The organism is Pseudomonas sp. PsB (assembly GCF_043658375.1).
Classification (GTDB): domain Bacteria; phylum Pseudomonadota; class Gammaproteobacteria; order Pseudomonadales; family Pseudomonadaceae; genus Aquipseudomonas; species Aquipseudomonas putida_Z.
This window is the reverse complement of sequence record NZ_JBIGLU010000051.1, coordinates 1-19,623: the sequence shown is the minus strand read 5'-3', so window position 1 is coordinate 19,623 and position 19,623 is coordinate 1. Positions and strand designations below refer to the sequence as shown.

Sequence of the window (19,623 nt, the reverse complement as noted above, 5' to 3'; positions counted from 1 at the left end):
CTAGCATCGACCGCACAAGCCAAGGGGTCTTTGGCATAGAAAGACGCTGATGAGGAACAGTCTGATGGCTGGCAAAACGCTCTACGACAAACTCTGGGAAGCCCATGAGGTCAAGCGCCGTGATGACGGCTCGTCCTTGATCTACATCGACCGTCACATCATCCACGAAGTGACGTCGCCCCAGGCCTTCGAAGGCCTGCGCCTGGCCAACCGCAAACCCTGGCGCATCGATGCCAACATCGCCACGCCGGACCACAACGTGCCGACCACGCCAGAGCGCAAGGGCGGTATCGAGGCCATCGTCGACCAGGTGTCGCGCCTGCAGGTGCAGACCCTCGACGAGAACTGTGACGAATACGGCATCGTCGAATTCAAGATGAATGACGAGCGTCAGGGTATCGTCCATGTCATCAGCCCGGAGCAGGGTGCCACCTTGCCTGGCATGACCGTGGTCTGCGGTGACTCGCACACTTCCACCCACGGCGCCTTCGGTGCCCTGGCCCACGGCATCGGCACCTCCGAAGTAGAGCACGTGCTCGCTACCCAATGCCTGGTCGCAAAGAAGATGAAGAACATGCTGGTGCGCGTGGAAGGCCAGCTGCCTGCCGGCGTTACCGCCAAGGACATCGTCCTGGCCGTGATCGGCAAGATCGGTACTGCCGGTGGTAACGGCCACGCCATGGAATTTGCTGGCAGCGCCATCCGCGAATTGTCGATGGAAGGCCGCATGACCATCTGCAACATGTCCATCGAAGCCGGTGCCCGCGTAGGCCTGGTGGCGGTGGACGACACCACCGTTGCCTATGTCGAAGGCCGCCCGTACGCGCCGAAGGGCGAGCAGTGGAAGCAGGCGGTCGAAGCCTGGAAAGGCCTGGTTTCCGACGCTGATGCGGTGTTCGACACCGTGGTCGAGCTCGACGCTGCGCAAATCAAGCCGCAGGTCAGCTGGGGCACTTCGCCGGAGATGGTCCTCGCCGTCGACCAGCGCGTGCCGGACCCGGCTGCCGAGCCTGACCTGATCAAGCGTGGTTCGATCGAGCGTGCCCTCAAGTACATGGGCCTCGCCGCCAACCAGGCGATCACCGATATCAAGCTCGACCGCGTATTCATCGGCTCGTGCACCAACTCGCGCATCGAAGACCTGCGCGCCGCCGCCGAAATCGCCAAGGGCCGCAAGGTCGCTGCCAACGTCAAGCAGGCGCTGGTGGTGCCGGGCTCGGGCCTGGTCAAGGCCCAGGCCGAGCGGGAAGGCCTGGACAAGATCTTCCTCGAAGCCGGTTTCGAATGGCGTGAACCAGGCTGCTCGATGTGCCTGGCGATGAACCCGGACCGCCTGGAAAGCGGCGAGCACTGCGCGTCCACCTCCAACCGCAACTTCGAAGGCCGTCAGGGTGCCGGTGGCCGTACCCACCTGGTCAGCCCGGCCATGGCCGCCGCCGCCGCGGTGACCGGCCACTTCATCGATGTCCGCGAGTTGATCCAAGGGAGCGCAGCATGAAAGCCTTTACCCAGCACACTGGCCTCGTCGCGCCGTTGGACCGTGCCAACGTCGACACCGACCAGATCATCCCCAAGCAGTTTTTGAAGTCGATCAAGCGCACCGGCTTCGGCCCCAACCTGTTCGACGAGTGGCGTTACCTGGATGTGGGCCAGCCTTACCAGGACAACAGCAAGCGCCCGTTGAACAAGGAGTTCGTGCTCAACCACGAACGCTACCAGGGTGCCAGCGTGTTGCTGGCGCGGGAGAACTTCGGTTGCGGCTCCAGCCGTGAGCACGCCCCATGGGCGCTGGACGAGTACGGCTTCCGCAGCGTGATCGCGCCGAGCTTTGCCGACATCTTCTTCAACAACAGCTTCAAGAACGGCTTGCTGCCGATCATCCTCAGCGACGAGGAAGTCGACGAGCTGTTCAAGCAGGTCGAAGCCATTCCGGGCTATCAGCTGACCATCGACCTGCAGGCGCAGGCGGTGACCCGTCCGGATGGCAAGGTGCTGCACTTCGAGATCGATGCGTTCCGCAAGCACTGCCTGCTCAACGGCCTGGACGACATCGGCCTGACCCTGCAGGACAGCGATGCGATCAAGGCCTTCGAAGGCAAGCACCGCGCCGGGCAGCCTTGGCTGTTCCGGGATGCCTGAATGATGTAGTTGGGTTTGCTGGCCTCATCGCCGGCAAGCCAGCTCCCACAGGAACTCCACAGGTCTGAAGGCTGTAGGTTCTCTGTGGGAGCTGGCTTGCCGGCGATAGGGCCAGTAGAGACAACCCGAAACCAGAAGGATCGAGACATGACCAGCACCCAGCACACCGATGTGGTCCAACGCCAGTTCGGCGAACAGGCCAGCGCCTACCTCAGCAGCGCCGTGCACGCCCAGGGCAGTGAATTTGCCCTGCTGCAGGCCGCGCTGGCGGGGCAGGGCCATGCCCGCGTGCTGGACCTGGGCTGCGGCGCCGGTCATGTCAGCTTCCACGTCGCTCCGTTGGCCGCCGAAGTGGTCGCCTACGACCTCTCCCAGGCCATGCTCGACGTGGTCGCCAGTGCCGCCGCCGAGCGCGGCCTGGCTAATATCACCACCGAGCGCGGTGCCGCCGAACGCCTGCCGTTCGCCGACGCTTCGTTCGACTTCGTCTTCAGCCGCTACTCGGCCCACCACTGGAGTGACCTGGGCCTGGCCCTGCGCGAAGTGCGCCGGGTGCTCAAGCCGGGTGGTGTGGCAGCGTTCATCGACGTGATGTCGCCGGGCAGCCCGCTGCTCGACACCTACCTGCAAACGGTCGAAGTACTGCGCGACACCAGCCACGTGCGCGATTATTCCGCCGCCGAATGGCAACGCCAGGTCAGCGAGGCTGGCCTGCATGTACGCAGCCACGCCCGCCAGCCGCTGCGCCTGGAGTTTTCCAGCTGGGTCGAGCGCATGCGCACCCCCGAGCCAATGCGCGTGGCAATTCGCCAATTGCAGCAAGCCATGGGTGAAGAAGTACGGCAGTATTACCAGATCGAGGCCGATGGTTCGTTCAGCACCGATGTGCTGGTGTTGTGGGCCGAGCGTTAAGAACTTTTCGGTGGGGCCCGCTTGGCCGCACCGCGTGATTGGATAGAGGAAAGCATGAGCAAGCAGATTCTGATTCTCCCAGGTGACGGTATCGGCCCGGAAATCATGGCCGAGGCGGTCAAGGTGCTGGAGCTGGCCAACGACAAGTTCCAGCTCGGCTTCAGCCTGGAGCACGATGTGATCGGTGGTGCCGCCATCGACAAGCACGGCGTACCGCTGGCCGACGAGACCCTGGAGCGTGCGCGCAAGGCCGATGCCGTGCTGCTGGGCGCAGTGGGCGGGCCGAAGTGGGACAAGATCGAGCGTGACATCCGCCCCGAGCGCGGCCTGCTGAAAATCCGTTCGCAACTGGGCCTGTTCGCCAACCTGCGCCCGGCCATCCTCTACCCGCAACTGGCCGATGCCTCGTCGCTCAAGCCAGAGATCGTTTCCGGCCTGGACATCCTCATCGTCCGTGAGCTGACCGGCGGTATCTACTTCGGTGCCCCGCGTGGCCAGCGCGAGCTGGAAAACGGCGAGCGCCAGGCCTACGACACCCTGCCGTACAGCGAAAGCGAAGTGCGCCGCATCGCCCGTGTCGGCTTCGACATGGCCCGCGTGCGTGGCAAGAAGCTGTGCTCGGTGGACAAGGCCAACGTCCTGGCTTCCAGCCAGCTGTGGCGTGAAGTGGTCGAGGACGTGGCCAAGGACTACCCGGATGTGGAACTTAGCCACATGTACGTCGACAACGCCGCCATGCAGCTGGTGCGTGCGCCCAAGCAGTTCGATGTGATGGTGACCGACAACATGTTCGGTGACATTCTGTCGGATGAAGCTTCCATGCTGACCGGTTCCATCGGCATGCTGCCTTCGGCGTCGCTGGATGCCGACAACAAGGGCATGTACGAGCCGTGCCACGGCTCGGCACCGGACATCGCAGGCCTTGGCATCGCCAACCCGCTGGCGACCATCCTGTCGGTGTCGATGATGCTGCGTTACAGCTTCAATCAGTCGGCTGCCGCCGAGGCGATCGAGAAGGCCGTGAGCCTGGTCCTGGACCAGGGCCTGCGCACCGGCGACATCTTCTCGGAAGGCTGCCGCAAAGTTGGTACGCAGGAAATGGGCGACGCAGTAGTCGCAGCGCTGCGGAATCTGTAATCTCTCTGGCCCGCCACCCAAAATTCCCGGTGGCGGCCCACTTTTAGCAAAGGTGTAGTTGCGATGAAACGTGTAGGTCTGATCGGTTGGCGCGGTATGGTCGGTTCCGTGCTCATGCAGCGGATGCTGGAGGAGCAGGATTTCGACCTCATCGAGCCGGTGTTCTTCACCACCTCCAATGTTGGCGGCCAGGGCCCGAACGTGGGCAAGGATACAGCTCCGCTCAAGGACGCTTATTCGATTGAAGAACTCAAGACCCTCGACGTGATCCTGACCTGCCAGGGCGGCGACTACACCAACGAGGTCTTCCCCAAGCTGCGTGAAGCCGGCTGGCAGGGTTACTGGATCGACGCCGCCTCGTCCCTGCGCATGCAGGATGACGCGGTGATCATCCTCGACCCGGTCAACCGCAAGGTCATCGACCAGCAGCTGGACGCGGGCACCAAGAACTACATCGGCGGCAACTGCACCGTCAGCCTGATGCTGATGGGCCTGGGTGGCCTGTTCGAAGCCGGCCTGGTCGAGTGGATGAGCGCCATGACCTACCAGGCGGCCTCGGGTGCCGGCGCGCAGAACATGCGCGAGCTGATCAAGCAGATGGGTGCTACCCATGCTGCCGTTGCCGATGACCTGGCCAACCCGGCCAGCGCCATCCTCGACATCGACCGCAAGGTTGCCGAGACCATGCGCAGCGAAGCCTTCCCGACCGAGAACTTTGGCGTGCCGCTGGCTGGCAGCCTGATCCCGTGGATCGACAAGGAACTGCCGAACGGACAGAGCCGTGAAGAGTGGAAGGCCCAGGCCGAGACCAACAAGATCCTCGGCCGCTTCAAGAGCCCGATCCCGGTCGACGGCATCTGCGTGCGCATCGGCGCCATGCGTTGCCACAGCCAGGCGCTGACCATCAAGTTGAACAAGGACGTGCCGCTGGCCGACATCGAAGGCATGATCAGCCAGCACAACCCTTGGGTGAAGCTGGTGCCTAACCAGCGTGAAATCAGCATGCAGGAGCTGAGCCCGACCAAGGTTACCGGCACCCTGAACATCCCGGTTGGCCGCCTGCGCAAGCTGAACCTGGGTTCCCAGTACCTGGGCGCGTTCACCGTAGGTGACCAGCTGCTGTGGGGCGCGGCCGAGCCGCTGCGTCGCATGCTGCGGATTCTGCTGGAGCGTTGATCGTTTCGGTCTGACCGAAAACCCGCGCTGGTGACAGCGCGGGTTTTTTTATTTCCGATCCATCCCAGCCGGCCCGGCTCTTCTCTGCTTTTGCTTTTGCTTTTGCTTTTGCTTTTGCTTTTGCTTTTGCTTTTGCTTTTGCTTTTGCTTTTGCTTTTGCTTCTAGGCGCGCGATAGTTCAGGCGCCGCCGATTGCGACTTCAGGAGGCCGAGCGAAGGGACTGCGGAGGGAGGTGACGGGCATGGATGCCCGTCAAGCGCTGAGGCCCCATGGATGGGGCCTGCAGCGCGTACTCCCGGGAGCAGGCCCGTAGCGAGGGTACCCCGGAGCGAAGCGCAGGGGCCGGATGATGGGAGCCGACGGTTTTTGGTTCCTTTTTGCCACGACAAAAAGGGACCCGCCGTAAGGGCGGAAAGGTGATTAAGCGCCACCATCGCGAATGAATGCCTACTCGATGTGAATGCCCGCATCCAAAAAGCCAAAAAGCTTAAGCGACGGTTTTGATATGGCGAACAGTCCGTTTGCGATGGCGACGCTGACTCACCTTTTCGCCCTTACGGCGAGTCACTTTTTGCCAAACGCGGCAAAAAGTAACCAAAAAACGCTGCGCTCCCATCATCCGGCCCCTGCGCTGCGCTCCGGGGTTCCCTCGCGCCGGTCTTGCTCCCGGGAGTACGCGCTGCAGGCCCCATCCATGGGGCCTCAGCGCTTGACGGGCATCCATGCCCGTCACCTCCCTCCGCAAGCCCTCTGCTCGGCCTCCTGAAGTCGCGAAGATCAAGATCAAGATCAAGATCAAGATCAAGAGCAAGAGCAAGAGCAAGAGCAAGAGCAAGAGCGGCGCAGCGCAGCGCAGCGCAGCTCTAGGTTTGGGCCAGCACAGACAAAACTCTACAATCCGAGTAAAGTGCCGCCCCCCGCCGTTTTCAGCAAAAGGATCCCTTCCATGACACACCCTTTGGACATCGCCGTCGTCGGCGCCACCGGCAGCGTCGGTGAAGCCCTGGTGCAGATCCTCGAAGAGCTGGATTTCCCGGTCGCCACCCTGCACCTGCTGGCCAGCATGGAATCGGCGGGCAGCAGCGTGATGTTCGCCGGCAAGAAGCTGAAGGTGCGTGAAGTGGACAGCTTCGACTTCGCCCAGGTCAAGCTGGCCTTCTTCGCCGCAGGCGCCGCCGTCAGCCGCAGCCTTGCCAGCAAGGCGCTGCAGGCAGGCTGCACGGTCATCGACCTGTCCGCTGGCCTGGACGACGCCCTCGCCCTAGTGCCAGAAGCCAACGCCGAACGCCTGGCCAGCCTGGCATTGCCCGCCCGCATCGTCAGCCCGTGCTCGGCCGCGGTTGCCCTGGCCGTTGCACTGGCACCGCTCAAAGGCCTGCTGGATATCGAGCGGGTGCAGGTAATGGCCGCGCTGGCGGTGTCCGCACAAGGCCGTGAAGCGGTCAACGAACTCGCCCGGCAAACCGCCGAGTTGCTCAATGCCCGCCCCCTGGAGCCGCGCTTCTTCGATCGCCAGGTGGCGTTCAACATGCTGGCCCAGGTCGGAGCCGCCGATGAGCAAGGCCACACGGCCCTGGAGCGCCGCCTGGTCAGCGAGCTGCGCGTGCTGCTGGGCCTGCCGGAACTGAAGATTTCCGTGAGCTGCGTTCAAGTCCCGGTGTTTTTCGGCGATAGCTTCAGTGTGGCGGTGCAGAGCCGTCGCCCGGTAGACCTGGACGCGGTCAATCAGGCCCTCGAGGCGGCCGACAGCGTCGAACTGGTGGAGCGCGATGATTATCCGACCCCGGTAGGCGACGCAGTAGGCCAGGACGTGGTCTATGTTGGTCGTGTACGGCACGGTGTTGATGAAGACCAGCAGCTCAACCTCTGGCTGACCACCGACAACGTGCGCAAAGGTGCCGCGCTCAATGCCGTGCAAGTGGCGCAATTGTTGATTAAACACATGCCGTAAAAGATACTGGCGAGCACTATTGTCCTGCTCCGCATGCAGGTTTCAGGACGCTTTATACAAGGGAAGAGGTCATGCTTCGAATTCGCAAACTGGTTCTGGCCATGGCTGCAGCATCGGCGCTGTCGTCGGGCATGGCGAATGCCCTGGGCCTGGGGGAGCTGACCCTCAAGTCGGCACAGAACCAGCCCCTGGACGCCGAGATCGAGCTGCTCGACGTGCGCGACCTCACCGCCGCCGAAGTGGCGCCGAGCCTGGCGCCGCCGGAAGAGTTCAGCAAGGCCGGGGTGGCGCTGCCGACGTACCTCGAAGACCTCACCTTCACGCCGGTGATCAACCCCAACGGCAAGAGCGTGCTGCGGGTTACCTCCAGCCAGCCGCTGCCTGAACCGGTGGTAAAGTTCCTGGTCCAGGTGATGTGGCCGCAGGGCCGCCTGTTGCGTGACTACAGCGTGCTGCTCGACCAGGCCAAGGCCCAGGGCGACAAACCGGCGGCAGGCAATGTCGCGCCAGCGGTGACTGCTGCCGGCAGCTACACCACCCAACGCCGCGACACCTTGTGGCAGATTGCCGCGCGCAACACCCAGGGTGGTTCGATCCAGCAGACCATGATCGCGATCCAGGCGCTGAACCCGGACGCCTTCATCGGCAACAACATCAACCAGCTGAAGGTTGGCCAGGTGCTGCGCCTGCCCGACCAGCAGCAGATCCAGAATATCGCGCAGGGCGAGGCGACCGCTGAGGTGGCCGAGCAATATGCCGCCTGGCGTGAAGGCCGCCGCCTGGGCCCGCGTGCCCGCCAGCTGGACGCCACCCGTCGCGGTGCCGCCGAGGCAGCACCGGCGCGTATCGCCCAGGGCGACAACCTGCGCCTGGTCAGCCCAGGCAACCAAGCCGGTGCCGACCAGGCCAAGGCCCTCAACGACAAGTTGGCGGTGGCCCAGGAAAGCCTGGACACCAGCCGTCGCGACAACGAAGAGCTCAAGAGCCGCATGGCCGACCTGCAGAGCCAGCTGGACAAGCTGCAGCGTCTGATCGAGCTGAAGAACAACCAGCTGGCCCGCCTTGAAGCCCAGGGTGCGGCGGCGCCGGCCCAGCCGGTCGCCAAGCCTGCACCTGCCGCCGTCGATACCGCACACAAGCCGGCGCCCGCCGCCGAGGCCGCACCTGCCGGCCAGCCTGGCAGCCTGGTCGACGAAATCATGGGCAGCCCGCTGCTGCTTGGGCTGATTGCCGGTAGTGCCTTCCTCGTACTGCTGCTTCTGCTGTTGCTGCTGGCGCGCAAGCGCAAGGCCCAGCAGGAGGCTGAAAAGCACCTGCGCATGGCGCGGGCGCTGGAAGAAGAGCAGGGCGCAGGCTTCGACAGCGATAGCGCAAGCTTCGATGGCGTCGAGGTCTCGGCCCCGAGCGTGACCCTGTCGCCGGCCGTGGTCGCTGCTTCGGCTGCCGCCGCCACCGCCGCGGAAAAAACATCGGCACCCGCCGTCGAAGCGCAACCTGAACCGCAAGCCGACCCCCACGCCGCGCTGCTGGCGGAGGTCGAGCAATGCGTGGCCGAAGGCCGCCTGAACCGCGCTACCGACCTGCTGGAGCCTGCCGTGGCCGCCGCGCCGCAGCGTGACGACCTGCGCCTGAAACTGATGGATGTGTACGCCCGCCAGGGTGACCAGAGCGCGTTCGTCGAGCAGGAACGCAAGCTGCCGGCCAGCGAGCAGAACAGTGCAGCGGTTGCCGGGCTGAAAGAGCGCTACCCGGCCATGCTCGGCCTGGCCGCTGCCGGCCTGGGCGCGGCGGCCCTGGCTGCCGAGATGGATGAGCAGTACGTGCAGGAGCTGCTGCAGGATCAGCCTGAAACGCCAGTGGTTGCCGACGTGGCACCCGAGGAAGAGCCGGCGTTCGAGCCAGAGGTGGCGGTTGAACCAGAGGCCGTTGCCCAGGCGGAACCTGAGGCAGTGCTCGAGCCCGAAGTTGATCTGGATGCTGAGCTGGATGCCTTCGATGAAGTGCCGACCCTCGATGCGCCGGGCCTGGACGAGCAGGACCTGGACAGTGCCTTCGACCTGAGCCTGGGTGACGACCTGCCCGAGCAAGACCCGCTGGCGGCGCCGCTGCTGGACGAATCGGTGGCCCAGCAACCTGGAATCGACGAGCCGGTACTGGATGAGCCGGTGCTGGAAACGGCTCAGCCGGAAGACGAGCCGTTTGCCGTGGATGCCGAGCTGCAGGCCGACGCCGACGCCGAGTTCGAGGCCATGCTGGCCCAGGCCGAGACACAGCCCGCTGTGGACCTGTCCGACTTCGACCTCGACGTCAGCGAACCGGTTGTCCCGGCCGCCCCGGCAGCGGTGGACGAAGCCCCGGTGGATGTCGCCGCCGAGCTGGCTGCCTTCGACAGCGAGCCAGCGTTCGACCCGCTTTCCGAGTTCGACCTGCCATCCGACTTCGATCTTTCGCTGTCGCTGGAAGATGATTCGCCGGCAGCCAAGAGCTTTGCCTCGGAGCTGAACGACGTCAACGCCGAACTGGACAAGCTGTCGCAGAGCCTCGAATCGCCGTCGCTGGAGCCGCACTTCACCAGTGAAGACGCGGTTGCCCAGCCAGAGCCCGAGCCACTGGACGACCTGGACTTCGACTTTTTCTCCGGTAGCGACGAAGTGGCCACCAAGCTTGACCTGGCCCGCGCCTATATCGACATGGGCGACAACCAGGGCGCGCGCGACATCCTCGATGAAGTGGTCAAGGATGGCGACGACAGCCAGCGCCAGGAAGCCGAGGACATGCTCTCCCGGCTGGTCTGAGGTTGCCTGCTCCGGCCTCTTCGCGGGTAAACCCGCTCCCACAGGTTCATCACAGGTCCGAATTCTGTGCGGGCCCTGTGGGAGCGGGTTTACCCGCGAAGAGGCCCTGAAAGGCAGTGCATATTCAACGGCAGCCCTACACGGCTGCCGTTGTCGTTATAATCCCCGCCATTCCGTACACCCCACAGGTTTCATGCTCTTGGACATCATCGACACCGCCGCCGCCGAGTCCGCGGCCGAAGGCTACTCCCGCATCGCCCTGGGCGTGGAATACAAAGGCGCGCGCTATCGTGGCTGGCAGCGCCAGGCCAGTGGCGTGCCCAGTGTCCAGCAGGCCCTGGAGCAGGCCCTGTCCAAGGTGGCCAACGAGCCGATCTCGGTAATCTGCGCCGGGCGCACCGACGCCGGCGTGCATGGCTGCGGGCAGATCGTGCACTTCGACACCCGCGCCGTGCGCGATGAGCGCGCCTGGACCATGGGCACCAACTTCAACCTGCCCCATGACATCAGCGTGGTCTGGTCGCAGCCGATGCCGGCCGACTTTCATGCCCGCTTCAAGGCCTGCGCCCGGCGTTACCGCTACGTCATCTACAACGACCCGATCCGCCCGGCGCACCTGGCCGAGGAAGTCACCTGGAACCACCGCCCGCTGGATGTCGAACGCATGGCCGAAGCCGCGCAGTACCTGCTCGGCACCCATGACTTCAGTGCCTTCCGCGCCAGCCAGTGCCAGGCCAAGTCGCCGATCAAGCACATCTACCACCTGCGCGTCACCCGCCATGGCCAGATGATCGTGCTGGATGTGCGTGCCACGGCCTTCCTGCACCACATGGTGCGTAACATCGCCGGTGTACTGATGACCATTGGTGCCGGAGAACGCCCGGTCACCTGGGCGCGTGAGGTGCTGGAGGGGCGCAACCGCCGCGAAGGCGGGGTAACGGCGCACCCGTACGGGCTCTACCTGGTGCAGGTGGAGTACCCCGAGGAATACGCGCTGCCCAAGCGTTACATCGGCCCACACTTTTTGACCGGCTACGAGGCATTGGCAGACTGACGGGCGAAAAGTCATTTGCTAACATCCGGCCTTTCACCGTAACAAGCAGGGTTCGCTGTCCATGAGCAATGTTCGCAGCAAGATCTGCGGGATTACCCGCATCGAAGACGCACTGGCCGCTGCCGAAGCGGGCGCCGATGCCATCGGCCTCGTCTTCTATGCGAAGAGCCCGCGCGCCGTGGACGTGCGCCAGGCGCGGGCGATCATCGCCGAGCTGCCACCGTTCGTGACCACGGTCGGGCTGTTCGTCAACGCTTCGCGCTGCGAGCTGAACGAGATCCTCGAAGTGGTTCCGCTGGACCTGCTACAGTTCCACGGCGATGAAACCCCGCAGGACTGCGAAGGCTACCACCGCCCCTGGATCAAGGCCCTGCGCGTGCGCCCGGGCGACGACCTGGAGGCGGCCTGCCAGCTTTACGCCGGTGCCCGCGGCATTCTGCTGGACACCTATGTGCCAGGCGTACCCGGAGGCACCGGTGAAGCGTTCGACTGGTCGCTGGTGCCGGCGCGCCTGAGCAAGCCGATCATCCTGGCGGGCGGGTTGTCTGCCGACAATGTCGGCCAGGCCATCGCCCAGGTGCGGCCGTACGCGGTGGATGTCAGTGGCGGCGTGGAGCAAGCCAAGGGCATCAAGGACGCGGCGAAGATCGAGGCATTCATGCATGCGGTGAAACAGGCGTGATGGCAGATGTGACGGCTGGCTGCGCGCCATCGTCCATAGCTTTCGCAGCCCTGCGGGGCAGCCGCCTGCGCCTGTGGCGGCAAGACAACACATTAGCGGTGGGGTGGCGCGCGGGAAGTCCCGGCGGCCGGTCCATCATCGTTTCATAAAAGATTTTGAGCTCAAGGGCAGGGCAGGGCCGGCGACACCGGCCCACGCCTGCCAATACTGGAGAAAGAAAGCATGAGCAACTGGTTAGTCGACAAACTGATCCCTTCGATCATGCGTTCCGAGGTGAAGAAGAGCTCGGTGCCTGAAGGCCTGTGGCACAAGTGCCCGGCCTGCGAGGCCGTGCTGTATCGTCCGGAGCTGGAAAAGACCCTGGATGTCTGCCCCAAGTGCAACCACCACATGCGCATCGGCGCACGTGCGCGCATCGACATCTTCCTCGACGCCGATGGCCGTGCCGAACTGGGCGCCGACCTGGAGCCGGTCGACCGCCTGAAGTTCCGTGATGGCAAGAAGTACAAGGACCGCCTGACCGGCGCGCAGAAGCAGACCGGCGAGAAGGACGCCCTGATCTCCATGAGCGGCACCCTGATGGGCATGCCGATCGTGGTCAGCGCCTTCGAGTTCTCGTTCATGGGCGGTTCCATGGGTGCCATCGTCGGCGAGCGCTTCGTGCGCGCGGCCAACTATGCCCTGGAGCACCGCTGCCCGATGGTCTGTTTCTCCGCCTCGGGCGGTGCACGCATGCAGGAAGCGCTGATCTCGCTGATGCAGATGGCCAAGACCTCGGCCGTGCTGGCGCGCCTGCGCGAAGAAGGCATCCCGTTCATCTCGGTACTGACCGACCCTGTGTACGGTGGTGTTTCCGCCAGCCTGGCCATGCTCGGTGACGTGATCGTCGGCGAGCCAAAGGCACTGATCGGCTTCGCCGGCCCGCGCGTGATCGAGCAGACCGTGCGCGAGAAGCTGCCGGAAGGCTTCCAGCGCAGCGAGTTCCTGCTGGAGCACGGCGCCATCGACCTGATCATCTCCCGTGGCGAGCTGCGCCCGCGTCTGGCCCGCCTGCTGGCGCAGATGACCGGCCAGGAAACCCCGGAGCAAGCGCGTGAGGCGGCTGCCGTCGCGTGATGAAACAACGATCCCTGGGCGAATGGCTCGCCTACCTCGAGCAGTTGCACCCCTCGGCCATCGACATGGGCCTGGAGCGTTCGCAGAAGGTGCTTGCCCGGCTGGCGCTGGGCAAGCTGGCGCCACGCGTGGTGACGGTGACCGGCACCAACGGCAAGGGCTCGACCTGCGCCTTCGTGGCCTCGCTGCTGCGTGCCCAGGGGCTCAAGGTCGGCGTGTACAGCTCGCCGCACCTGTTGCGTTACAACGAGCGGGTGCTGATCGATGGCCAAGAGGCCAGCGATGAGCGCCTGTGCGAAGCCTTCGCCGCCGTCGAGGCGGCGCGAGGCGATATTTCCCTGACCTACTTCGAGATGGGCACCCTGGCCGCGTTCTGGTTGTTCTACCAGTCGCAGCTGGATGCCGTGGTACTGGAAGTGGGCCTTGGTGGCCGCCTGGACACCGTGAACGTGGTGGATGCCGACCTGGCCCTGGTGACCAGCATCGGCGTCGACCATGTCGATTACCTGGGTGATACCCGCGAGCTGGTGGCCTTCGAGAAGGCCGGCATCTTCCGTCAGGGCAAACCGGCACTGTGCGGTGACCTGGATCCGCCTCGGCCGCTGCTGGACAAGGCCGCCGAACTGGCTGCGCCGCTGTTCCTGCGTGGTCGTGACTTCGACCTGGCCAGTGCCGCTGGCAGCTGGAACTGGCGGGGTACTGCGGCTGATGGTGCGCAGGTAGAGCTGCGTGGCCTGCCTTTGCTCGACCTGCCCATGGAAAACGCCACGCTGGCCCTGCAGGCCTACCTGCTGATGGGCCTGCCCTGGGACGCCGGGCAGATTCGCCAGGCGCTGCTGGATACCCGTATCACGGGTCGCCTCGACCGTCGCCTGCTGAGCTGGCAGGGCAAGCAGGTGGAGCTGTTGCTGGATGTCGGGCACAACCCGCACGCCGCGGAGTACCTGGCCCGGCGCCTGGCGGCGCGGCCGCTGAAGGGGCGCCGCCTGGCGGTGTTCGGCCTGCTCGCCGACAAGGACCTGGACGGTGTTGTCGCGCCGCTGCAGGGGCTGGTCGACGACTGGGCGGTGGCGCCACTGGATACCCCGCGCAGCCGCCCGGCTGCGGAGCTGGCCACGGCCTTGACGAACGTCGGCGCTGCGGTGAAGTCTTATGCCAGCGTCGATGCTGCCCTTGAAGGGCAATGCGCGCAGGCAACGGCGGATGACCAGATCTTGCTGTTCGGTTCGTTTTTCTGTGTTGCCCAGGCACTGGAATGGCTGGAGCGGCACGCCCAGGAGGGTGGAGTAGATGGCAGTGCTGGATAAAGGGATGAAACAGCGCATGGTGGGTGCGTTGGTGCTGGTGGCGCTGGCGGTGATTTTCCTGCCGATGCTGTTCACCCGCGAGGACGAGATGCGTCAGGTGCGCGTCGAGGCCCCGCAGGCGCCGGCCATGCCAAGCCTGCCGGAAGTGAAGGTGGAGCCGGTTGCCGTGCCGGAGCCGCAGGCCATTGCGCAAGAGCCGCAACAGCCACCGGTGGTGGTGGACGAGTCCACCGCGCCGGCGAGCACGCCCAGCCAGCCGATTACCCCGTCACCGCAGACCCAGCCTCAGGCGCAGGTGCAGCCTCAGCCTCAGCCCGTCAAGCCGCAGGCGCCCGTGGCCAAGGTCGAGCCTCAGCCGGCAGTCAAGCCGGCCGCGCCGGCGGCGCCATCGAAGATCGACGTCAATGGCCTGCCGGTCAGCTGGTCGATCCAGTTGGCCAGCCTGTCCAACCGTGCCGGGGCCGAAAAGCTGCAGCAAACCTTGCGTAGCCAGGGTTACAACGCCTATATCCGCTCGGCGGGTGGCATGAACCGGGTGTACGTGGGGCCGCTGATCGAGCGGGCCGAGGCCGAGCGCGTGCGTGACGCCATCAACCGCCAGAACAGCCTCAAGGGCTTCGTGGTGCGCTTCCAGCCTGAGCGCAGCTGATATAACCCGGGGTCGGCTTTGCCGCTCATTCGCGGGTTCTGTATAGGTCTTGCAGCGGCGCGGTCCATGTGGGGCCTTGTGTCGCGAAAGGGCCGCGAAGCGGCCCCAGGATCTCAACGACACTGCCAGAATCGCCGGGGCCGCTTTGCGGCCCTTTCGCGACACAAGGCCGCTCCCACAATGATCGCGTAAGCCCGGGTAGCGCTAATCACCTGACATTCCGCTTACTCCCAGCCCGCCGCTCTGTTAAAATGCGCCGCCTCAAACGTCTGCAGGCAGCACCGTGGCATTTACCTTGGTTGATTGGGCGATCATCGCGATCATCGCCGTCTCCACACTGATCAGTCTCAAGCGCGGCTTCGTCAAGGAAGCCTTGTCCTTGCTCATCTGGATCATTGCCGGTGCGGTTGCCTGGATGTTCGGCGGTTCGCTCTCGGTGTATCTTGAAAGCTACATCCAGACGCCGTCGATGCGCGTCATCGCCGGCTGCGCCATTCTTTTCGTCGCCACCTTGCTGGTGGGGGCCATGATCAACTTCCTCATCGGCGAGCTGATCCGCGTGACCGGGCTGTCCGGTACCGATCGTTTCCTGGGCATGGCCTTCGGCGCCGCGCGCGGGGCCTTGCTGGTGGTGGTGGCCATCGGGCTGATCAGCCTGGGGCCGGTTCAACAGGACACCTGGTGGCAGGAATCACGCCTGATACCACAATTTCTCTTGGTCGCCGACTGGTCGAAAAACCTGATCCTGGGTTTTACCGGCCAGTGGACACCCAGTGGGCTGATCGGCACTCCAGCTGATCTTCCGTTCAAGGAACAGTTGCTCGGGCCGGCAAAGCCCTGAGCGCTATTCACTCAAGTTTCGTCAAAGTAGGGGTTGCGTCGCATGTGTGGCATCGTCGGTATCGTCGGTAAGTCGAACGTCAATCAGGCGCTGTATGACGCGCTTACGGTCCTCCAGCACCGCGGCCAGGACGCTGCCGGTATCGTGACCAGCCATGACGGCCGGTTGTTCCTGCGCAAGGATAATGGCCTGGTGCGCGACGTGTTCCAGCAGCGCCACATGCAGCGCCTGGTCGGCAACATCGGCATCGGCCATGTGCGCTACCCGACTGCGGGCAGCTCGACCTCGGCCGAGGCCCAGCCGTTCTACGTCAACTCGCCATACGGCATCACCCTGGCACACAACGGCAACCTGACCAACGTCGAGCAGCTGGCCAAGGAGATCTACGAGTCCGACCTGCGCCACGTCAACACCAACTCCGACTCGGAAGTACTGCTGAACGTGTTCGCCCATGAGCTGGCGGTGCGTGGCAAGCTGCAGCCGACCGAAGAAGACGTGTTCGCCGCGGTTTCCCACGTGCACAGCCGCTGCGTCGGCGGTTACGCCGTGGTGGCGATGATCACCGGCTACGGCATCGTCGGCTTCCGTGACCCCAACGGCATCCGCCCGGTGGTGTTCGGCCAGCGTCACACCGACGAAGGCGTGGAATACATGATCGCCTCGGAAAGCGTGGCCCTGGACGTGCTCGGCTTCACCCTGATCCGCGACCTGGCGCCGGGCGAAGCGGTGTACATCACCGAAGAAGGCCAGCTGTACACCAAGCAGTGCGCCGAAGCACCGAAGCTGCAACCGTGCATCTTCGAGCATGTCTACCTGGCCCGCCCGGACTCGATCATGGATGGCGTGTCGGTGTACAAGGCCCGTCTGCGCATGGGTGAAAAACTGGCCGACAAGATCATGCGCGAGCGCCCCGAGCACGACATCGACGTGGTCATCCCGATCCCGGACACCAGCCGCACCGCGGCCCTGGAACTGGCCAACCGCCTGGGCGTCAAGTTCCGCGAAGGTTTCGTCAAGAACCGCTACATCGGCCGTACCTTCATCATGCCCGGCCAGGCCGCGCGCAAGAAATCGGTACGCCAGAAGCTCAATGCCATCGAGCTGGAGTTCCGCGGCAAGAACGTGATGCTGGTGGACGACTCGATCGTGCGCGGCACCACCTGCAAGCAGATCATCCAGATGGCCCGCGAAGCCGGCGCCAAGAACGTCTACTTCTGCTCCGCAGCCCCTGCGGTGCGCTACCCCAACGTCTACGGCATCGACATGCCGAGTGTTCACGAACTGATCGCCCACAACCGTACCACCGAACAAGTGGCCGAGTTGATTGGCGCCGACTGGCTGGTCTATCAGGACCTGCCGGACCTGATCGACTCGGTCGGTGGCGGCAAGATCAAGATCGACCACTTCGATTGCGCGGTATTCAACGGTGAGTACGTCACCGGCGATATCGACGAAGCCTACCTCGACCGTATCGAGCAGGCTCGTAACGACCTGGCCAAGGTCAAGAACCAGGCGGTCAGCGCGATCATCGACCTCTACAACAACTGATTTCGGGAGCGACGGCATGACGGATCAATGGGATGCCGGACGACTGGACAGTGACCTCGAGGGTGTCGGTTTCGACACCCTGGCGGTGCGCGCCGGTCAAAACCGTACACCGGAGGCCGAGCACAGCGAAGCGCTGTTCCTGACCTCCAGCTATGTGTTCCGCACGGCTGCCGATGCCGCCGCGCGCTTTGCCGGCGAAACGCCGGGCAACGTCTATTCGCGCTACACCAACCCGTCTGTGCGTGCCTTCGAGGAGCGCCTGGCGGCCATGGAAGGCGCCGAGCAGGCCGTGGGCACCTCCACCGGCATGGCGGCGATCCTCGCCGTGGTGATGTCGCTGTGCAGTGCCGGTGACCATGTGCTGGTGTCGCAGAGCGTGTTCGGCTCGACCATCAGCCTGTTCGAGAAGTACTTCAAGCGCTTTGGCGTGCAGGTGGACTACGTGCCACTGGTCGACCTCGCCGGCTGGGAAAAGGCCATCAAGGCCAATACCAAGCTGCTGATCGTCGAGTCGCCGTCCAATCCGCTGGCCGAGCTGGTCGATATCACCGCCCTCAGCGAAATCGCCCATGCCCACGGTGCCATGCTGGTGGTGGACAACTGCTTCAGCACCCCGGCGCTGCAGCAGCCGCTGAAGCTGGGTGCCGACATCGTGTTCCACTCGGCCACCAAGTTCATCGACGGCCAGGGCCGCTGCATGGGTGGCGTGGTTGCCGGCCGTGCCGAGCAGATGAAAGAAGTGGTGGGCTTCCTGCGTACCGCAGGCCCCACCCTCAGCCCGTTCAACGCCTGGATCTTCACCAAGGGCCTGGAAACCCTGCGCCTGCGCATGCGTGCGCACTGCGAAAGCGCCCAGGTACTGGCTGAATGGCTGGAGCAGCAGGAGGGCGTGGAGAAGGTGCATTACGCCGGCCTGCCGAGCCACCCGCAGCACGAACTGGCCAAGCGCCAGATGAGTGGCTTCGGCGCGGTGGTCAGCTTCGAGGTCAAGGGTGGCAAAGAGGGCGCCTGGCGCTTCATCGACGCTACCCGGGTGATTTCCATCACCACCAACCTGGGTGACAGCAAGACCACCATCGCTCACCCGGCCACCACCTCCCACGGTCGCCTGACGCCGCAGGAACGTGAAGCCGCCGGCATCCGCGACAGCCTGATCCGCGTTGCCGTGGGTCTGGAAGATGTGGCCGACCTGCAGGCCGACCTGGCGCGTGGGTTGGCGGCACTGTGATCGAAATCCGCGGCGGTACGCCCGGCCATAACGGCCGGGTAGCCCTGGTGACCGGTGCCGCGCGCGGCATCGGCCTGGGCATTGCCGCCTGGTTTATCTGCGAAGGCTGGCAGGTGGTGCTAAGCGACCTTGACCGCCAGCGCGGCGCCAAGGTGGCCAAGGCCCTGGGTGACAATGCCTGGTTCATTACCATGGACGTTGCCGACGAGGCCCAGGTCAGCGCCGGGGTGTCCGAGGTGCTGGGGCAGTTTGGCCGCCTGGACGCGCTGGTGTGCAATGCGGCCATCGCCAATCCGCACAACCAGACCCTCGAAAGCCTGAGCCTGGCGCAGTGGAACCGGGTGCTGGCGGTAAACCTCAACGGCCCGATGTTGCTGGCCAAGCATTGTGCGCCGTACCTGCGTGCGCACAACGGGGCGATCGTCAACCTCACCTCCACCCGGGCGCGACAGTCCGAGCCCGATACCGAGGCCTACGCGGCGAGCAAGGGTGGCCTGGTGGCCTTGACCCATGCCCTGGCCATGAGCCTGGGCCCGGAGATCCGCGTCAATGCGGTGAGCCCGGGCTGGATCGATGCCCGTGACCCATCGCAGCGCCGTGCCGAGCCGTTGACCGAGGCGGACCATGCCCAGCTCCCGACGGGCAGGGTAGGGACGGTGGAAGACGTGGCGGCCATGGTCGCCTGGCTGTTGTCTCGGCAAGCGGCGTTCGTCACCGGCCAGGAGTTCGTGGTCGATGGCGGCATGACCCGCAAGATGATCTACACCTGAGCCTTTTGCATATCCTGTACCGGCCTTTTCGCGGGTAAACCCGCTCCCACAGGTACTGCGCAGTTCTCAAGGCCTGTGCAGTACCTGTGGGAGCGGGTTTACCCGCGAAGAGGCCGCCACAGGCAACCGCACCGCTTTTGCGCTTTTCTGAAAAAAATTCAATGGGGCTATTGACTTAGCTTCGCCACCTGCGTAAATTTCGCGGCCTCAGCGAAGCAAACGCAACAAGCAACATCGCGAGGGTGATTAGCTCAGCCGGGAGAGCATCTGCCTTACAAGCAGAGGGTCGGCGGTTCGATCCCGTCATCACCCACCAC

Annotated in this window: 16 protein-coding genes and 1 tRNA gene; all 17 read left to right on the top strand. The window is 64.5% G+C overall.

The annotated features are described in order from the left end of the window. The first annotated feature begins 64 nt into the window (after positions 1 to 64). The 17 genes from leuC to ACGLHT_RS28010 all read left to right on the top strand — a co-directional run bounded on the left by leuC (position 65) and on the right by ACGLHT_RS28010 (position 19,622). Positions 65 to 1,498 carry a 3-isopropylmalate dehydratase large subunit gene (leuC, locus tag ACGLHT_RS28090; protein ID WP_013971600.1) on the top strand — a complete coding sequence of 478 codons (1,434 nt, stop codon included), beginning with the start codon at positions 65 to 67 and terminating at the stop codon, positions 1,496 to 1,498. Continuing rightward, positions 1,495 to 2,139 (top strand): 3-isopropylmalate dehydratase small subunit, encoded by a 645-nt coding sequence (gene leuD / locus ACGLHT_RS28085; RefSeq protein ID WP_015269431.1) that lies wholly within the window; start codon positions 1,495 to 1,497, stop codon positions 2,137 to 2,139. Before leuC ends, leuD begins: the two co-directional genes overlap by 4 nt. A gap of 147 nt (positions 2,140 to 2,286) precedes the next feature. Further along, positions 2,287 to 3,051 (top strand): class I SAM-dependent methyltransferase, encoded by a 765-nt coding sequence (locus ACGLHT_RS28080; protein WP_274120115.1) that lies wholly within the window; start codon positions 2,287 to 2,289, stop codon positions 3,049 to 3,051. A gap of 54 nt (positions 3,052 to 3,105) precedes the next feature. Further along, positions 3,106 to 4,188 carry a 3-isopropylmalate dehydrogenase gene (gene leuB / locus ACGLHT_RS28075; RefSeq protein WP_025338238.1) on the top strand — a complete coding sequence of 361 codons (1,083 nt, stop codon included), beginning with the start codon at positions 3,106 to 3,108 and terminating at the stop codon, positions 4,186 to 4,188. A gap of 63 nt (positions 4,189 to 4,251) precedes the next feature. After that, a complete protein-coding gene (asd, locus tag ACGLHT_RS28070; protein ID WP_274120116.1) occupies positions 4,252 to 5,364 on the top strand; it encodes an aspartate-semialdehyde dehydrogenase in 1,113 nt (370 codons plus the stop codon). A 947-nt stretch (positions 5,365 to 6,311) separates the two neighbouring features. Next, entirely contained in the window at positions 6,312 to 7,316 is a 1,005-nt protein-coding gene (locus ACGLHT_RS28065) for an aspartate-semialdehyde dehydrogenase (RefSeq protein ID WP_274120118.1), read from the top strand. A 71-nt stretch (positions 7,317 to 7,387) separates the two neighbouring features. Beyond that, positions 7,388 to 10,111, top strand: coding sequence for a FimV/HubP family polar landmark protein (locus ACGLHT_RS28060; RefSeq protein WP_274120119.1), 2,724 nt, complete (start codon positions 7,388 to 7,390; stop codon positions 10,109 to 10,111). Positions 10,112 to 10,304: 193 nt separating this feature from the next. Beyond that, positions 10,305 to 11,165, top strand: a complete 861-nt coding sequence (truA, locus tag ACGLHT_RS28055; RefSeq protein ID WP_137163294.1) for a tRNA pseudouridine(38-40) synthase TruA — start codon at positions 10,305 to 10,307, stop codon at positions 11,163 to 11,165. 61 nt (positions 11,166 to 11,226) lie between these two features. Further along, entirely contained in the window at positions 11,227 to 11,847 is a 621-nt protein-coding gene (locus tag ACGLHT_RS28050) for a phosphoribosylanthranilate isomerase (RefSeq protein WP_274120120.1), read from the top strand. 222 nt (positions 11,848 to 12,069) lie between these two features. Beyond that, complete coding sequence (gene accD / locus ACGLHT_RS28045; RefSeq protein ID WP_025338243.1) at positions 12,070 to 12,963, top strand: acetyl-CoA carboxylase, carboxyltransferase subunit beta; 894 nt, start codon at positions 12,070 to 12,072, stop codon at positions 12,961 to 12,963. Further along, positions 12,963 to 14,270 (top strand): bifunctional tetrahydrofolate synthase/dihydrofolate synthase, encoded by a 1,308-nt coding sequence (gene folC, locus ACGLHT_RS28040; RefSeq protein WP_274120121.1) that lies wholly within the window; start codon positions 12,963 to 12,965, stop codon positions 14,268 to 14,270. The genes accD and folC overlap by 1 nt, the downstream gene beginning before the upstream one ends. Then, positions 14,254 to 14,919 (top strand): SPOR domain-containing protein, encoded by a 666-nt coding sequence (locus ACGLHT_RS28035; protein ID WP_274120122.1) that lies wholly within the window; start codon positions 14,254 to 14,256, stop codon positions 14,917 to 14,919. The genes folC and ACGLHT_RS28035 overlap by 17 nt, the downstream gene beginning before the upstream one ends. Before the next feature lie 283 nt (positions 14,920 to 15,202). Beyond that, positions 15,203 to 15,760, top strand: a complete 558-nt coding sequence (locus ACGLHT_RS28030; RefSeq protein WP_013971612.1) for a CvpA family protein — start codon at positions 15,203 to 15,205, stop codon at positions 15,758 to 15,760. Positions 15,761 to 15,802: 42 nt separating this feature from the next. After that, entirely contained in the window at positions 15,803 to 17,308 is a 1,506-nt protein-coding gene (purF, locus tag ACGLHT_RS28025; RefSeq protein WP_025338246.1) for an amidophosphoribosyltransferase, read from the top strand. A gap of 16 nt (positions 17,309 to 17,324) precedes the next feature. Continuing rightward, the gene (locus ACGLHT_RS28020; protein ID WP_025338247.1) at positions 17,325 to 18,536 is read left to right on the top strand and encodes an O-succinylhomoserine sulfhydrylase; all 1,212 of its coding nucleotides are present in this window, start codon (positions 17,325 to 17,327) and stop codon (positions 18,534 to 18,536) included. Then, positions 18,533 to 19,306: an SDR family oxidoreductase gene (locus ACGLHT_RS28015; RefSeq protein WP_274120123.1), complete on the top strand. Its 774-nt coding sequence runs from the start codon at positions 18,533 to 18,535 to the stop codon at positions 19,304 to 19,306. Before ACGLHT_RS28020 ends, ACGLHT_RS28015 begins: the two co-directional genes overlap by 4 nt. A 240-nt stretch (positions 19,307 to 19,546) precedes the next feature. Beyond that, positions 19,547 to 19,622: transfer RNA gene (locus tag ACGLHT_RS28010), tRNA-Val, on the top strand. The last annotated feature ends 1 nt before the right edge of the window (position 19,623 follow it).

Bases quoted from the DNA above. Each gene is read 5' to 3' on its own strand.
- ACGLHT_RS28060 (WP_274120119.1), top strand. From the start codon at position 7,388: ATGCTTCGAATTCGCAAACTGGTTCTGGCCATGGCTGCAGCATCGGCG.
- leuB (WP_025338238.1), top strand. From the start codon at position 3,106: ATGAGCAAGCAGATTCTGATTCTCCCAGGTGACGGTATCGGCCCGGAA.
- folC (WP_274120121.1), top strand. From the start codon at position 12,963: ATGAAACAACGATCCCTGGGCGAATGGCTCGCCTACCTCGAGCAGTTG.
- ACGLHT_RS28035 (WP_274120122.1), top strand. From the start codon at position 14,254: ATGGCAGTGCTGGATAAAGGGATGAAACAGCGCATGGTGGGTGCGTTG.
- truA (WP_137163294.1), top strand. From the start codon at position 10,305: ATGCTCTTGGACATCATCGACACCGCCGCCGCCGAGTCCGCGGCCGAA.
- leuC (WP_013971600.1), top strand. From the start codon at position 65: ATGGCTGGCAAAACGCTCTACGACAAACTCTGGGAAGCCCATGAGGTC.
- leuD (WP_015269431.1), top strand. From the start codon at position 1,495: ATGAAAGCCTTTACCCAGCACACTGGCCTCGTCGCGCCGTTGGACCGT.
- ACGLHT_RS28020 (WP_025338247.1), top strand. From the start codon at position 17,325: ATGACGGATCAATGGGATGCCGGACGACTGGACAGTGACCTCGAGGGT.
- ACGLHT_RS28065 (WP_274120118.1), top strand. From the start codon at position 6,312: ATGACACACCCTTTGGACATCGCCGTCGTCGGCGCCACCGGCAGCGTC.
- accD (WP_025338243.1), top strand. From the start codon at position 12,070: ATGAGCAACTGGTTAGTCGACAAACTGATCCCTTCGATCATGCGTTCC.
- ACGLHT_RS28080 (WP_274120115.1), top strand. From the start codon at position 2,287: ATGACCAGCACCCAGCACACCGATGTGGTCCAACGCCAGTTCGGCGAA.
- asd (WP_274120116.1), top strand. From the start codon at position 4,252: ATGAAACGTGTAGGTCTGATCGGTTGGCGCGGTATGGTCGGTTCCGTG.
- ACGLHT_RS28050 (WP_274120120.1), top strand. From the start codon at position 11,227: ATGAGCAATGTTCGCAGCAAGATCTGCGGGATTACCCGCATCGAAGAC.
- purF (WP_025338246.1), top strand. From the start codon at position 15,803: ATGTGTGGCATCGTCGGTATCGTCGGTAAGTCGAACGTCAATCAGGCG.